Source organism: Cupriavidus necator (assembly GCF_013141915.1).
Lineage (GTDB): Bacteria > Pseudomonadota > Gammaproteobacteria > Burkholderiales > Burkholderiaceae > Cupriavidus > Cupriavidus necator_B.
Genome location: NZ_SROX01000009.1, coordinates 137,517 through 151,852 on the forward strand (window position 1 = coordinate 137,517; position 14,336 = coordinate 151,852).

12 protein-coding genes are annotated in these 14,336 nt (G+C 67.8%); 5 read left to right on the forward strand and 7 right to left on the reverse strand.

Annotated features, from left to right (window positions below; all coding sequences use genetic code 11):
* Positions 1-9: 9 nt before the first annotated feature.
* On the reverse strand, positions 10-2,358 hold the full coding sequence (locus E5S69_RS18100) for a UvrD-helicase domain-containing protein (RefSeq protein ID WP_171516022.1): 2,349 nt from the start codon (positions 2,356-2,358) through the stop codon (positions 10-12).
* Positions 2,359-2,590: 232 nt separating this feature from the next.
* Here E5S69_RS18100 and E5S69_RS18105 point away from each other — a divergent pair, with 232 nt between their 5' ends.
* Both E5S69_RS18105 and galU read left to right on the forward strand, forming a co-directional pair.
* A complete protein-coding gene (locus tag E5S69_RS18105) occupies positions 2,591-5,458 on the forward strand; it encodes a valine--tRNA ligase (RefSeq protein WP_171516023.1) in 2,868 nt (955 codons plus the stop codon).
* A gap of 138 nt (positions 5,459-5,596) precedes the next feature.
* Positions 5,597-6,487: a UTP--glucose-1-phosphate uridylyltransferase GalU gene (gene galU / locus E5S69_RS18110; RefSeq protein WP_171516024.1), complete on the forward strand. Its 891-nt coding sequence runs from the start codon at positions 5,597-5,599 to the stop codon at positions 6,485-6,487.
* 98 nt (positions 6,488-6,585) lie between these two features.
* Here galU and E5S69_RS18115 read toward each other — a convergent pair whose 3' ends face one another.
* From E5S69_RS18115 to E5S69_RS18140, 6 genes are all read right to left on the reverse strand, one after another.
* The gene (locus tag E5S69_RS18115) at positions 6,586-6,813 is read right to left on the reverse strand and encodes a sulfurtransferase TusA family protein (RefSeq protein WP_010813669.1); all 228 of its coding nucleotides are present in this window, start codon (positions 6,811-6,813) and stop codon (positions 6,586-6,588) included.
* Positions 6,814-6,864: 51 nt separating this feature from the next.
* Complete coding sequence (locus E5S69_RS18120; protein ID WP_171516025.1) at positions 6,865-7,449, reverse strand: NUDIX domain-containing protein; 585 nt, start codon at positions 7,447-7,449, stop codon at positions 6,865-6,867.
* Between the two features lie 45 nt (positions 7,450-7,494).
* Positions 7,495-8,526: a threonine aldolase family protein gene (locus E5S69_RS18125; RefSeq protein ID WP_171516026.1), complete on the reverse strand. Its 1,032-nt coding sequence runs from the start codon at positions 8,524-8,526 to the stop codon at positions 7,495-7,497.
* 28 nt (positions 8,527-8,554) lie between these two features.
* A complete protein-coding gene (locus E5S69_RS18130; RefSeq protein WP_111521985.1) occupies positions 8,555-8,743 on the reverse strand; it encodes a 4-oxalocrotonate tautomerase in 189 nt (62 codons plus the stop codon).
* A gap of 57 nt (positions 8,744-8,800) precedes the next feature.
* Positions 8,801-9,574 carry a class II aldolase/adducin family protein gene (locus E5S69_RS18135; RefSeq protein WP_171516027.1) on the reverse strand — a complete coding sequence of 258 codons (774 nt, stop codon included), beginning with the start codon at positions 9,572-9,574 and terminating at the stop codon, positions 8,801-8,803.
* Positions 9,575-9,732: 158 nt separating this feature from the next.
* The gene (locus E5S69_RS18140; RefSeq protein ID WP_171516028.1) at positions 9,733-10,980 is read right to left on the reverse strand and encodes a YbfB/YjiJ family MFS transporter; all 1,248 of its coding nucleotides are present in this window, start codon (positions 10,978-10,980) and stop codon (positions 9,733-9,735) included.
* Positions 10,981-11,109: 129 nt separating this feature from the next.
* On the opposite strand from E5S69_RS18140, the gene E5S69_RS18145 reads away from it, so the two are divergent.
* From E5S69_RS18145 to E5S69_RS18155, 3 genes are all read left to right on the forward strand, one after another.
* A complete protein-coding gene (locus E5S69_RS18145) occupies positions 11,110-12,009 on the forward strand; it encodes a LysR family transcriptional regulator (protein WP_171516029.1) in 900 nt (299 codons plus the stop codon).
* A 91-nt stretch (positions 12,010-12,100) separates the two neighbouring features.
* Positions 12,101-13,558 (forward strand): NfeD family protein, encoded by a 1,458-nt coding sequence (locus E5S69_RS18150; protein ID WP_171516030.1) that lies wholly within the window; start codon positions 12,101-12,103, stop codon positions 13,556-13,558.
* A gap of 2 nt (positions 13,559-13,560) precedes the next feature.
* Positions 13,561-14,325 carry a slipin family protein gene (locus tag E5S69_RS18155; RefSeq protein ID WP_171516031.1) on the forward strand — a complete coding sequence of 255 codons (765 nt, stop codon included), beginning with the start codon at positions 13,561-13,563 and terminating at the stop codon, positions 14,323-14,325.
* Positions 14,326-14,336: the final 11 nt, after the last annotated feature.

Sequence of the window (14,336 nt, forward strand, 5' to 3'; positions counted from 1 at the left end):
GGACCGCGCTCAGTCGATCGCGTCCAGCTTGGCCACCGACAGCGCCAGCCACTTGGCGCCGTGGCGCTTGAAGTTGATATTGGCGCGGGCATCGGCGCCCTCGCCTTCCAGCGCCGTGATCACGCCTTCGCCGAACTTGTTGTGGAACACCGACTGGCCGACGCGGAAGCCGGTGCCGGCCTCGCGTTTGGCATCGGCGTAGCCGTTGCCGTTGTCCATGCCGCCGGTCGGCCTGGTACCGGTATAGGGCACGTCCTCGGGCTTGCGGAACCAGTCGCGGCCCCAGGCGTTGTCGCGTTCCTGGCGGCGCACGCCGCCGTAGCTCTGCGCCGGCGGCGTCAGCCACTTGAGCGAGGGCTCGGGCAGTTCCTCGAAGAAGCGCGAACGCACGTGGTAGCGGGTCTGGCCGTGCAGCATGCGGCTTTGCGCGAACGACATGTAGAGCCGCTTGCGCGCGCGCGTAATGGCGACGTACATCAGCCGGCGTTCCTCCTCCAGCCCGTCGGGGTCCATCATGCTGTTCTCGTGCGGGAACAGCCCTTCTTCCATCCCGCTGATGAAGACCACGTCGAACTCCAGCCCCTTGGCCGCGTGCACGGTCATCATCTGCACCGCGTCCTGGCCGGCCTGGGCCTGGTTGTCGCCGGCCTCGAGCGAGGCGTGGGTCAGGAACGCGACCAGCGGCGTCATCACCACCGGCAACGCCTCGGGGTCGAGCAGTTGCTGGGCCTGGTCGCCCGCGGCCAGCGCCGGCGCGGCGGGCGTGCGGTCGGCCGGAATCACCGCGGCGAGCGCGTCGAGCCCGTAGCCCTCCTCCGTCACGAAGGCCTGCGCGGCGGTCACCAGTTCCTGCAAGTTCTCGATGCGGTCCTGGCCTTCCTTCTCGCCTTGGTAGTAGGTGATCAGGCCGCTGTTGTTGATCACATACTCGACGGTCTCGGGCAGCGTCAGGCGGCGCGTTTCCTCGCGCATCGCGTCGATCAGCCGCGCGAACGCCGCCAGCTTGCTGCCGGCCGCGCCGGGCACGTAAGCCACCGCCTCGGACAAGGCACAGTCGTACTGGCGCGCCATGTCCTGCAGCACTTCCAGCGAGCGCGCGCCGATGCCGCGCGCCGGGAAGTTGACCACGCGGCCGAAGGCGGCGTCGTTGCGCGGGTTCTCCAGCAGCTGCATGTAGGCCAGCGCGTGCTTGATTTCGGCGCGCTCGAAGAAGCGCAGGCCGCCATAGACGCGATACGGGATGCCGGCCGAAAACAGCGCGTGCTCGATCACGCGCGACTGCGCGTTGCTGCGGTACAGGATGGCGATCTCGGCGCGGCTCGCGCCCTGCGCGATCTGGTCGCGGATCTCTTCGATGATCCAGGCCGCTTCCTGGCCGTCGGTGCCGCCCTGGAACACGCGCACCGGCTCGCCGTGGCCGGCGTCGGTGCGCAGGTTCTTGCCCAGGCGGCGCGCGTTGTGCGAGATCAGGTGGTTGGCCGAATCGAGGATATGCCCGTGCGAGCGGTAGTTCTGCTCCAGCTTGATCATCCGGCGCACGCGGAACTCGTGCTCGAAGTCGCGCATGTTGCCGACGTTGGCGCCGCGGAACGCATAGATGCTCTGGTCGTCGTCGCCCACGGCGAAAACCGCCGCCGGGTTCTGCGTGCCGTGGCCGGCCAGCAGCTTGAGCCACTGGTACTGCAGCACGTTGGTGTCCTGGAACTCGTCGACCAGCACATGGCGGAAGCGGTGCTGGTAGTGCTGGCGGATGGCGTCGTTGTAGCGCAGCAGTTCGTAGCAGCGCAGCAGCAGCTCGGCGAAGTCGACCACGCCTTCGCGCTGGCACTGCATGTCGTAGGCGGCGTAGAGGTCGACGAAACGCTTGTTGAAGTCGTCGTTGGCCTCGACGTCGGCCGGGCGCAGGCCCTGCTCCTTGGCGTTGTTGATGAAGTACTGCAGGTTCTTGGCCGGGTACTTCTCGTCGTCGACGTTGAGCGACTTGAGCAGCCGCTTGAGCGCCGAGAGCTGGTCCTGGCTGTCGAGGATGGCAAAGGTCTGCGGCAGCCCCGCATCGCGGAAATGCGCGCGCAGCATGCGGTTGCACAGGCCGTGGAAGGTGCCGATCCACATGCCGCGGGTGTTGATCGGCAGCATCGACGCCAGCCGTGTCTGCATTTCCTTGGCGGCCTTGTTGGTAAAGGTCACCGCCAGGATGCCGGCCGGCGAGACATGGCCGTTCTGGATCAGCCACGCGATGCGCGTGGTCAGCACGCGGGTCTTGCCGCTGCCCGCGCCCGCCAGGATCAGCGCCGGTTCGTCGGGCAGGGTGACGGCGGCTAGTTGTTCGGCGTTCAGGTTGGCGAGCAGGTCGGACATCGGAAGGGCCTAGTGGAGTCGCCGCAATTATACCGGGGGGCCCTGTTCCATAACTCCCGGCCGCGCGCCGCCGGGGGGCGCCCGCCCGGCCACGAAATAGGCACAGGCGGCCCGCCCCCGTATAATTTGTCGTTTCACTGGCGCCAGGCCGGCCATCGCAGGCCGCCAGCGACCGCCAGGCGCAGGGCACCGCACCTGCCACGCATCTAGACGCCAACCTCGACATCCCAGCATGACCGCCCAAGACCAATCGCTTGCCAAGAGCTTCGAACCCGCCGCCATCGAGGCAAAGTGGGGCCCCGAGTGGGAGAAGCGCGGCATCGCCCAGCCCACCTTCGATCCCGCCCGTCCGGACTTCGCGATCCAGCTGCCGCCGCCCAATGTGACCGGCACGCTGCATATGGGCCATGCGTTCAACCAGACCATCATGGACGGCCTGGCGCGCCATGCGCGCATGACCGGCGCCAACACGCTGTGGGTGCCGGGCACCGACCACGCCGGCATCGCCACGCAGATCGTGGTGGAGCGCCAGCTGGAGGGCCAAGGGGTGTCGCGCCATGACCTGGGCCGCGAGAAGTTTACCGAGAAGGTGTGGGCCTGGAAGGAAGAGTCGGGCTCGACCATCACCCGCCAGGTGCGGCGCATGGGCGCGTCGATCGACTGGAGCCGCGAGTACTTCACGATGTCGCCGGAGATGTCGACGGCGGTCACCGAAGTGTTCGTTCGGCTATACGAACAGGGGCTGATCTATCGCGGCAAGCGCCTGGTCAACTGGGATCCGGTGCTGGGCACCGCGGTGTCCGACCTGGAAGTCGACAGCGTCGAGGAAGAAGGCTCGCTGTGGCACATCCGCTATCCGCTGGTCGAGGCTGACGCCAAAGGCGGCCTGACCCACCTGACCGTGGCCACCACCCGTCCCGAGACCATGCTGGGCGACGTCGCGGTGATGGTGCATCCGGAAGACGAGCGCTATGCGCACCTGATCGGCAAGTCGGTGCACCTGCCGCTGACCGGCCGCCAGATCCCGGTGATCGCCGACGAGTATGTCGACCGCGAGTTCGGCACCGGCGTGGTCAAGGTGACGCCGGGCCATGATTTCAACGACTATGCGGTGGGCCTGCGCCACAACCTGCCGCAGCTGTCGATCCTGACGCTGGACGCGAAGATCGTCGCCGACGCACCCGCCGCCTACGCCGGCCTGGACCGCTTCGACGCGCGCAAGGCCATCGTCGACGATCTCGACAAGCAAGGCCTGCTGGAAGACGTCAAGAAGCACAAGCTGATGACCCCGCGCAGCGAGCGCACCGGCAGCGCGATCGAGCCGATGCTGACCGACCAGTGGTTCGTCGCCATGAGCAAGCCGGCGCCGGAAGGCACCTTCTACCCGGGCCGCTCGATCGCCGAGGTGGCGCTCGAAGCCGTGCAGGGCGGCGAGATCAAGCTGGTACCGGAGAACTGGATCAGCACCTACAACCAGTGGCTGGGCAATATCCAGGACTGGTGCATCTCGCGCCAGCTGTGGTGGGGCCACCAGATCCCGGCATGGTACGACGATGCCGGCAATTGCTTCGTCGGCCGCACCGAAGAAGAAGCGCTCGCCAAGGCGCGCGCCGCCGGCAGCACCGGCACGCTGCGCCGCGAGGAAGACGTGCTCGACACCTGGTTCTCGTCGGCGCTGGTGCCGTTCTCGTCGCTGGGTTGGCCCGCGGAGACGCCTGAGCTGAAGCACTTCCTGCCGTCGTCGGTGCTGGTCACCGGCTACGACATCATCTTCTTCTGGGTGGCGCGCATGGTCATGATGACCAAGCACTTCACCGGCAAGGTGCCCTTCCATACCGTCTACGTGCACGGCCTGGTGCGCGATTCGGAAGGCAAGAAGATGAGCAAGTCCGAGGGCAACACGCTCGACCCGGTCGACCTGATCGATGGCATCGACCTCGACACGCTGCTGAAGAAGCGCACCACCGGGCTGCGCCGGCCCAAGGACGCGCCCAAGATCGAGAAGAAGACCAAGAAGGAGTTCCCCGACGGCATTCCGGCCTTCGGCGCCGACGCGCTGCGCTTCACCTTTGCGTCGCTGGCTACGCTCGGCCGCAACATCAATTTCGATACCGGCCGCTGCGAGGGCTACCGCAACTTCTGCAACAAGCTGTGGAACGCCACCCGCTTTGTGCTGATGAACACCGAGGGCCATGACTGCGGCATGGGCCCGTGCAACCAGGACTGCGGCCCGGACGGCTATCTCGATTTCTCGCAGGCCGACCGCTGGATCGTGTCGCTGCTGCAGCGCGTGGAGGCGGACGTCGAGAAGGGCTTTGCCGAGTACCGCTTCGACAATATCGCCAACGCCATCTACAAGTTCGTCTGGGACGAGTATTGCGACTGGTACCTGGAACTGGCCAAGGTGCAGATCCAGAACGGCACCCCGGCGCAGCAGCGCGCCACCCGCCGCACGCTGCTGCGCGTGCTCGAGACCGTGCTGCGCCTGGCGCATCCGATCATCCCGTTCATCACCGAGGAACTGTGGCAGAAGGTGGCCCCGCTGGCCGGCCGCGCCAGCGCCGATGGTGCGGAAACGATCGCATTGCAGCCGTATCCGCTGCCCGCCGTCGCCAAGATCGACGAGAATGCGGAGCAATGGGTCGCGCGCCTGAAGGAAGTCATCGACGCCTGCCGCAACCTGCGCGGCGAAATGAACATCTCGCCGGCGCAGCGCATCCCGCTGTACGCGCAGGGCGACAGCGCCTTCCTGAAGGCGGCGAGCGCACATATCCAGGCGCTGGCGAAACTTTCAGAGGTGCGCGTCTTCGAAGATGAAGCCACCCTGCAAGCGGAAGGCGCCGGTGCGCCGGTCGCCATTGCCGGGGGCAACCACCTGCTGCTGAAGATCGAGATCGATATCGCCGCCGAGCGCGTGCGCCTGTCGAAGGAGGTCGAACGCATCGGTGGCGAAATCGGCAAGTGCCGCGCCAAGCTGTCGAACGAGAGCTTTGTCGCCAAGGCACCGCCCGCGGTGGTGGCGCAAGAGACGCAGCGCCTGTCCGATTTCGAGCAGACGCTGGCCAAGCTGCAGGGCCAGCTGCAGCGGCTGCCGGCCTGACCCAGGGTCAGTCAGGCGGCCTGCATCACGTCCCCGCCAGCCGCGGGGTTCTGTGCGACATCGTCGGACAGAACCGGACAGACGGCGCCCATGCTGGCTGGCAGGGTTATGGACTGGAATCTGAGAGGTACACCTGATATGGAAAATCGCGTCACCAAGGCTGTGTTCCCGGTTGCGGGCCTGGGCACCCGCTTCCTGCCAGCCACCAAGGCCAGCCCCAAGGAAATGCTTCCGGTGGTGGACAAGCCGCTGATCCAGTACGCCGTGGAAGAAGCCATGGCCGCCGGCATTACCGAGATGATCTTTGTCACCGGCCGCTCCAAGCGCGCGATCGAGGACCATTTCGACAAGGCCTTCGAACTGGAGGTCGAACTCGAGGCCAAGAACAAGCAGGCGCTGCTGGACGTGGTGCGCTCGATCAAGCCGGCCAACGTGGAGTGCTACTACGTGCGCCAGCCTGAAGCGCTGGGCCTGGGCCACGCGGTGCTGTGCGCGGCCAAGCTGGTCGGCGATACCCCGTTCGCGGTGATGCTGGCCGATGACCTGATCGACGGCAAGCCGCCGGTGATGAAGCAGATGGTCGATGCCTTCAACCACTACAACTGCTCAGTGCTGGGCGTCGAGGAAATCACCCCCGACCAGAGCCGCTCCTACGGTGTGATCGATGGCCGCGAGTGGGACGAGGATGTGATCAAGGTCTCGGGCATCGTCGAGAAGCCGGCACCGGAAGACGCGCCGTCCAACCTCGGCGTGGTCGGGCGCTACATCCTGACGCCACGCATCTTCGACCACCTGCGCGAACTGAAGCCCGGCGCCGGCGGCGAGCTGCAGCTGACCGACGCAATCCAGTCACTGCTCGGCCAGGAACAGGTGCTGGCGTACCGCTACCAGGGCCGCCGCTATGACTGCGGCAGCAAGCTGGGCTACCTGAAGGCAACCGTGGAGTTCGCGCTGAAGCACCCCGAAGTCGGCACCGATTTCAGCGCCTACCTGGAATCGCGCGAGCACCTGACCGGCATCGGCCGTTGACCGCCCGCTGACCGGCACATGCCGGACGAAGAAAAAGCCGCTTCAAGCGGCTTTTTCTTCGTCCGGGCCCGCCCGGTGCGGAGCCCGATGGCCGCGCCTTAGCGGCGGCGCATATAGAACACGAACACCTTGTCCACTTCCGAGTGCGACAGCAGCTCATTGCCGGTCTGCTTGGCAAAGGCCTGGAAATCGCGCGTGGCGCCGGGATCGGTGGCCAGCACCTTGAGCACGTCGCCGCTGGCCATGTCGGCCAGGGCCTTCTTGGTGCGCAGGATCGGCAGCGGGCAGTTCAGGCCGCGCGCATCCACTTCTTTCTGGAACTCCATTCGTCTCTTCCTTTGATGCCTGGGGGCGGGAGGCCGGTGGGAACACCGGCCTTACCAGCGGTATTGTAGCGAAGCCCCGACCTGGCTGAAGTCATGGGGGCGGCGCGGGTCCGGAATGTCGGCGCCGCTCTGGCGGTCGAAGAAGCGCACCGGGTAGCCGCGCGCGGCCAGCCAGTCGGCCACCGCAAAGCCGGTGCCGGCCGTCCATACGCGCACGTCCTCGGGCGCCACCAGCTTGTACTCGGCCAGTTCCTCGGACAGTTCGACGGTACCGGTCGCCTTGACGTGATAGGCGATGATCAGCTCGTTCTTGCGCATGAATTCGTAGACGCCGATCAGCGCGACCGACTCGGTATCGAGGTTGGTCTCTTCCTTCAGTTCGCGCGCCACGCCCAGCTCGGGCGGCTCGTCGCGCTCCAGGAAGCCCGTCACCAGCGCAAACATCTTCTCGGGCCACGCCGCGTTGCGCGCCAGCAGCAGCTTGTCCTGGTACTCGACCACCGCCGCCAGCACCGGCAGCGGGTTGTTCCAGTGCACGAAGCCGCATTCCTGCTGCACGCAGGCATGGCGTTCGCGCCCGGACAGCGGCAGCACCTCGAGCGGCGCGCCGCACTGCGGGCAGAATCGGTATGGCATGGGGGCTCCTGATGGTGTCTCGTCGTTATAGGTATGGTGCGCCGGTCAGGCGCCGCACGCGGCGCGCATGTCGGCGGCCAGCGCCTCGACCGTCTGCGGCTGCAGGTCCCATGAACACATGAAACGGCAGCCGCCAGCGCCGATAAAGGTATAGAAGCGCCAGCCCCTGGCGCGCAGCGCTTCGATCGCCGGCAGCGGCAGTTCGGCGAACACGGCATTGGACTGTGTCGGGAACATGATGCGAACGCCCGGAATCTCACGGATGCGCTGCTGCAGCAGCTGCGCCATCGCATTGGCATGGCGCGCGTTGGCGAGCCACACGTCGTTCTCGAGCAAGCCCAGCCACGGCGCCGAGATAAAGCGCATCTTCGACGCCAGCTGCCCGGCCTGCTTGACGCGGTAGGCAAAGTCCTCGGCCAGGCGGCGATCGAAGAACACCACCGCCTCGCCCACCGGCAGCCCGTTCTTGGTGCCGCCAAAGCACAGCACGTCGACGCCCGCGCGCCAGGTGATTTCGGAAGGATGCACACCCAGCGACGCCACCGCGTTGGCAAAGCGCGCGCCGTCCATATGCACGCGCAACTGCCGGCGCTTGGCGATGGCGGCGATCGCGCGCACCTCTTCCACGCTGTAGACGGTGCCGACTTCGGTCGACTGCGTCAGCGACACCACCTTGGGCTTGGGGTAATGGATGTCGGCGCGGCGCGTGACCAGCGCCTCGACCGCGTCGGGCGTAAGCTTGCCGTGCTCGCCGGGTGCGGTGAGCAGCTTGGAGCCGTTGGAAAAGAACTCCGGCCCGCCGCATTCATCGGTCTCGATATGCGCCAGTTCGTGGCAGATCACCGAGTGGTACGACTGGCACAGCGCCGACAGGGCCAGCGAGTTGGCCGCGGTGCCGTTGAACACGAAGAACACTTCGCAATCGGTCTGGAACAGGTCGCGGATGCGGTCGCACACCTTCTGCGTCCAGCTATCGTCGCCGTAGGCCTGTTCATGGCCACTGCCGTTGGCTTCCAGGAAATACTTGAGCGATTCCGGGCAGAAGCCGGCGTAGTTGTCGGAGGCGAAGTGCTGCATGGTGTTCAGTATGAGGCGGCCGGGTGCTTTACTTCTTGTCGGCCCACAGCTCGCCGCCGGTGGCCCAGTTTTCGCGCTTGATGTCGGTGATGATGATGTCGACCGCCGACGGCGAGCAGCCCAGCGTTTCGCAGCTGACGCGGGTCACTGCCTCGACAAACTTGCGCTTCTGCTCGATGGTGCGGCCTTCGAACATTTCGACGTGGAAAGTCGGCATACATTGCTCCTGTGCTGTGTTGATTGTTGTCGTCCGGTGGGGATACCTTTACCCCCTTCAGTCCCGGTAGGAAGGATCGATTCTATCCAGTTTGCGCAGCAGCGCGGGCCATTCCAGCACGCCCTCGACGGCGCCATCGTCATAGAGCTGCTCGGAAGTCTTGTCCGCCACGGCGGCGCCAGGCTGCACCAGTGCGCCGCCAGCCTGCGCCGCGATCTGGACTTCGCAGGCCTTGATCAGGGTCGCCATCAGCACATAGGCCTCGGCCACGGTGCGACCGACCGTCAGCGTGCCGTGGTTGCGCAACAGCATGGCCGGATGCGTGCCCAGCGATGCGGTCAGCCGCGCGCCCTCGGGCGGGGTGAAGGCCAGGCCCTCGTAATCGTGGTAGGCGATGCGCCCATGGAAACGCATGGCGTGCTGCGACAGCGGCAGCAGCCCCGCCGCCTGTGCCGAGACCGCAATGCCGGCGGTGTTATGCAGGTGCATCACGCACATCGCGTCGGAGCGTGCCGCATGCACCGCGGCGTGCAGCGCAAAGCCGGTCACGTTGACCGGGTGCACGGTGTCGCCGACGACTTCGCCGCGGCCGTTGATTTTGACCAGGTCGCTGGCGCGGATCTCGTCGAAGGCAAAGCCGAACGGATTGATCAGGAAGTGATCCGGCTCGCCCGGCACCGTGGCCGAGATATGGGTGTAGATCAGGTCATCCCATCCCTCGCGCGCGGCCAGGCGATAGGCGGCCGCCAGGTCGACGCGCACGCGCTGCTCTTCGGCGGACACGGGATGGGAAGCGCCCGCGGCGCGCGCGGGCTGCAAGGCAAAAGACATGGGGTCGCTCCTGCGCCGCCCGGTCTGGCGTGCCGGGTACGGCCCCGGCCTTCTGTGCGGCGCCGCGGGCTGCACGGCGGGCGCGCAACCGCGCGCGTGGCGCCGGGCGGCAAAGGCAATACTTTAGCGCACCTTGGCGCCCGGCCTCACGGTGGCGCTCAGGGTGCTGCCAGCGGCCAGGCCCGGCGCATCCACGCGAACACCAGCGCCCCCAGCGCCAGCGCCGCCGCGGCGCATGCCAGGGATGCGGCAAAGCCGCCGGTGCGCGCCACCAGCGCGGTTGCCAGCGGCGGGCCGGCGATCTGGCCGAGGCCGTAGGACGCAGTCATCAGGCCCATCAGGCGCGGTGCATGCGGTCCCCACAGCCGCCGCGCCTCGCGCATCGCAAACGCCACCAGCGCGGTGAAGGGCAGCCCCGCCAGCAGGCTGCTGACGGCGAAGCCGGCCACGCTCGGAAACACCACCGCGATCGCCACGCCCAGCGCCTGCATGCCGTACAGCAGCGCCAGCAGTTTGCGGTTGTCGTGCGCCATGCCGATCCGCGTCGCCAGGAACGCGCCCACCGCCACGCCCGCGCCGAAGATCGGCCAGAACAGGTCGGCCCACACCGTGCCGGGTAACGCTTCACGCGCGATCACGGGCAGGAAGGTCGCCGTGATGATGTAGCCAAAACCGGCCAGGCCATAGGCAAGGGTCAGCACCCAGGTCTGGGCGTCGAGCCGCGCGGCGCCGGCAGCGGCGGTCTCCGGGGACGGTGCCGATGCCGAAGCCGCCACGGCGGGCCGCGCGATGAAGACGCGCCAGACCGCCGCCACCAGCACCACCGCCAGCGCGGTGAATGCCAGCCAGCCATGGTCCGCATGCCAGCCCGCGCCGACCATGCCCGACGCGCCCAGCCCGGTGACCACGATGCCCAGGCCCGGGCCGCAGAAGATCAGCCCGGCCAGTTCGGGCTGGCCCTGCTCGGCCAGCCGCTGCAGGCACCAGCCGGCGGTGTAGACCATCACCACGGCGCTGGCCACGCCCGCGGCGGCGCGCCACAGCGACCACGCCGGCATGCCGCCCGGCAAGGCCATGCCCAGCGTCAGCAGTACCGTGGCCACCAGGCCCCAGCGCACCATGCGTACCGGATCAGGCCGGATAAACATGCACGCCGCGGCACCGAGGAAATAGCCGATGTAGTTCACCGTGGCCAGACAGCCGCCCTGCTGCAGCGTGACGGTGCCGTCACGCAACATCATCGGCAGCAGCGGTGTAAAGGCGAAACGGCCAATGCCCATCACCACCGCCAGCGACACCAGGCCGCCCATCGCCACCGCAACCGGGCCGGCTTGCCGGCGCGCAGGCGTGGCGGCGGCCACCGGCGCGACAGGGTGATCGGGCTCCAGGCTTTGGGGCGTCGGCATGATGAGGGGCCGCGGGGGCAGCCGTTGCATTGCGATCCCTGTATGCTACGCTGGCACCGACATCCCGAAAAATGAATTATCAAGATGCCATGCATCTTGTCTTGAGATGGAAATAACCGGAGGCCCCTCATGGATCTTGCCGCCCTCGAGATTTTTCGCGCCGTGGTCGAAGCCGGCGGCATCACCCGCGCGGCCGAGCGGCTGCACCGGGTCCAGTCCAATGTGACCACCCGCATCCGCCAGCTGGAACAGTCGCTCGGCGTCGACCTGTTCGTGCGCGACGGCCGGCGCATGGTGCTGACGCCTTCCGGCCAGACCTTGTTCGACTACGCCTGCCGCATCCTGACCCTGACCGACGAAGCGCGCCAGGCGGTGTTGCCGGCGCGCCCGCACGGCCGGCTGCGCATTGCCTCGATGGAAAGCACCGCCGCGAGCCGCCTGCCCGAGGTGCTGGCCGCGTATCACCAGGCGTGGCCCGAGGTGCAGCTGGAACTGGTGACGCTGGCCACGCGGCAGGCCTTCGATGCGCTGGCGCGCTTCGAGGTCGATTGCGCCTTCGTGGCCGAGCCGCTGGCCGACCCGGCGCTGCGCGCGGTGCCGGTGTTCGAGGAAGAACTGGTGGTGATCACGCGCGCGCACCATCGCCCGGTGCGCGCCGCGGCGGACCTGGAAGTGCCGACACTGCTGGCGTTCGAGCCCGGCTGCAACTACCGTGCGCGGCTGGAAAGCTGGTACGGGACCGGCGTGGCGCCGACGCCGCGCGTGCTGCAGCTCAGCTCTTACCATGCCATCGTCACCTGCGTGGCGGCCGGCATCGGCGCGGCGATCGTGCCGCGCTCGGTGCTGGGCCTGTACCGGGACTTGCCCGCGATCCGCCAGCACGGCCTGGGCGCGGCGGGCCGCGTGCGCACGCTGCTGGCCTGGCAGCCGTCGATGGCCAGCGCCGCGCTGCATGCGCTGGTCGATGCCCTGCCCAACCTGTCGCCGGGGTCTCCCGGTACCACCGGTCCCGCGCTGGCGGCGGCCTGAGCTGCCGGTCGGGCACACAGCGTGCAAGATGTGCCCGGTGGCCTACACTTGAAGTGGCGCCACCACGGCACCTTGCGTGCCTCGCCCTGCCATGAACCCTGCCACCGCGTTGCTGCGGGTCTTCCGGCTGCTGTCCAGCCTGGCGCTGGCATGCTGCGCGCTCGCCGTCGGCGGCAGCGGCATCGCGGCGCCGCCCAAGGGCACCGCCACTGCCACCGCGCCGGTCTACGTGATCCCCTTGAAGGGGGCAGTCGGCCCCGCCAGCGCCAGCTTTATCCTGCGCGGCATGGCACGGGCCCGCGAGGCCGGCGCGCAGCTGGTGGTGCTCGAGATGGACACCCCCGGCGGGCTCGACGCGTCGATGCGCGAGATCATCCAGGCGATCCTGGCCTCGCCGGTGCCGGTGGCCAGCTATGTCTATCCCGGCGGGGCGCGCGCGGCCAGCGCGGGCACCTACATCCTCTACGCCAGCCATATCGCGGCGATGGCGCCCGGCACCAATCTGGGCGCGGCCACGCCGGTGCAAGTCGGCATCGGCGGGCCGCAGAAGCCTGAGTCCGTGCCTGGCGCCCGCCCCGCCTCGGCGCCGGCCAGCGAGCCCGCGTCAGGCGATACCATGGCGCGCAAGCAGGTGCACGATGCCTCGGCCTATATCCGCGGCCTGGCGCAGCTGCGCGGACGCAATGCCGAATGGGCCGAGCGCGCGGTACGCGAATCGGTCAGCCTGTCGGCGGACGAAGCACTGGCCCAGCGCGTGGTCGACCTGGTCGCCCCCGACCTGCCCGCGCTGCTGCGACAGGCCGAGGGCCGCAAGCTCACCGCCGCTGGCGGCAAGGCCAGCGTGCTGCATACCGCCAATGCGCCGGTAGTGACGCTGGAGCCCGACTGGCGCAGCCGTTTCCTGGCGGTGATCACCGAGCCCAGCGTGGCGCTGCTGCTGATGATGATCGGCATCTACGGACTGATCTTCGAGTTCTCCACGCCAGGCATGGTGGTGCCCGGCATTGCCGGCGCGATCTGCCTGCTGGTGGCGCTGTTCGCGCTGCACATGCTGCCGGTGAACTACGCCGGGCTGGCGCTGGTCGCGCTGGGCATCGGCTGCATGGTGGCGGAGCTGTTCCTGCCGACCTTCGGCGCGCTCGGGGTCGGCGGCATCATCGCCTTCGCCTTCGGCGCGGTGATGCTGATCGACACCGACGTGCCCGGCTTCGGTGTGCCGCTGCCGATGGTGGCGGCGATGTCGGCGCTGTCGGCGGTGTTCGTGTTCGGCATGTCGGCGATGCTGGTGCGCTCGCGCAGGCGCCCGGTGGTCAGCGGTGCCGACACGCTGGTCGGCGCCCGCGGCGAACTGCTGGACGACCTGCGCGAGGAAGGCTGGGCCACGTTGCGCGGAGAAACCTGGCGCGTGCGCAGCGCCACCCCGCTGGCGCGCGGCACGCCGGTGGTGGTTACCGCCCGCCATGGGCTGGTGCTTGACGTGGTCGCCGCCGGCAGCGCCCCGCTGGTTCCTGCCTCTCCATCCCAACCGACTCCAGACAAGGGAGCCTGACCATGGTCTACGGATTCAGCTTCGGCGGCGTGATCTTCCTGCTGGCACTGCTGGTCATCATGTCGTTCCGCGTGTTGCGCGAATACGAACGCGGCGTGGTGTTCATGCTCGGGCGCTTCTGGCGGGTCAAGGGCCCGGGCCTGGTGCTGCTGATCCCGGCGGTGCAGCAGATGGTCAGGGTCGACCTGCGCACAGTGGTGATGGACGTGCCGCCGCAGGACGTGATCTCGCGCGACAACGTCTCGGTCAAGGTCAATGCGGTGGTGTATTTCCGCGTGGTCGATCCGGAGCGCGCCATCATCCAGGTGGCGAACTTCCTCGAAGCCACCAGCCAGCTGGCGCAGACCACGCTGCGCTCGGTGCTGGGCAAGCATGAACTGGACGAGATGCTGGCCGAGCGCGAGAAGCTCAACCTCGATATCCAGCAGGCGCTGGACGCGCAGACCGACGGCTGGGGCATCAAGGTCTCGAACGTCGAGATCAAGCACGTCGACCTGAACGAGACCATGATCCGCGCGATTGCCCGCCAGGCCGAGGCCGAACGCGAGCGGCGCGCCAAGGTGATCCATGCCGAGGGCGAACTGCAGGCTTCCGAGAAACTGCTGGAAGCCGCGCAGATGCTGGCGCGCCAGCCGCAGGCGATGCAGTTGCGCTATATGCAGACGTTGACGCAGATCGCCGGCGACAAGAGTTCGACGATCGTGTTTCCGCTGCCGATGGAGTTACTGACGGTGCTGGGCAGCGGCAAGGGCACGCCGGAAAAGTAAAAAAGCAAAAA

What these genes read in the sequence shown, in the direction of transcription:
- E5S69_RS18100 (WP_171516022.1), bottom strand. Translation starts at nt 2,358, where the DNA reads ATGTCCGACCTGCTCGCCAACCTGAACGCCGAACAACTAGCCGCCGTC.
- E5S69_RS18105 (WP_171516023.1), top strand. Translation starts at nt 2,591, where the DNA reads ATGACCGCCCAAGACCAATCGCTTGCCAAGAGCTTCGAACCCGCCGCC.
- galU (WP_171516024.1), top strand. Translation starts at nt 5,597, where the DNA reads ATGGAAAATCGCGTCACCAAGGCTGTGTTCCCGGTTGCGGGCCTGGGC.
- E5S69_RS18115 (WP_010813669.1), bottom strand. Translation starts at nt 6,813, where the DNA reads ATGGAGTTCCAGAAAGAAGTGGATGCGCGCGGCCTGAACTGCCCGCTG.
- E5S69_RS18120 (WP_171516025.1), bottom strand. Translation starts at nt 7,449, where the DNA reads ATGCCATACCGATTCTGCCCGCAGTGCGGCGCGCCGCTCGAGGTGCTG.
- E5S69_RS18125 (WP_171516026.1), bottom strand. Translation starts at nt 8,526, where the DNA reads ATGCAGCACTTCGCCTCCGACAACTACGCCGGCTTCTGCCCGGAATCG.
- E5S69_RS18130 (WP_111521985.1), bottom strand. Translation starts at nt 8,743, where the DNA reads ATGCCGACTTTCCACGTCGAAATGTTCGAAGGCCGCACCATCGAGCAG.
- E5S69_RS18135 (WP_171516027.1), bottom strand. Translation starts at nt 9,574, where the DNA reads ATGTCTTTTGCCTTGCAGCCCGCGCGCGCCGCGGGCGCTTCCCATCCC.
- E5S69_RS18140 (WP_171516028.1), bottom strand. Translation starts at nt 10,980, where the DNA reads ATGCCGACGCCCCAAAGCCTGGAGCCCGATCACCCTGTCGCGCCGGTG.
- E5S69_RS18145 (WP_171516029.1), top strand. Translation starts at nt 11,110, where the DNA reads ATGGATCTTGCCGCCCTCGAGATTTTTCGCGCCGTGGTCGAAGCCGGC.
- E5S69_RS18150 (WP_171516030.1), top strand. Translation starts at nt 12,101, where the DNA reads ATGAACCCTGCCACCGCGTTGCTGCGGGTCTTCCGGCTGCTGTCCAGC.
- E5S69_RS18155 (WP_171516031.1), top strand. Translation starts at nt 13,561, where the DNA reads ATGGTCTACGGATTCAGCTTCGGCGGCGTGATCTTCCTGCTGGCACTG.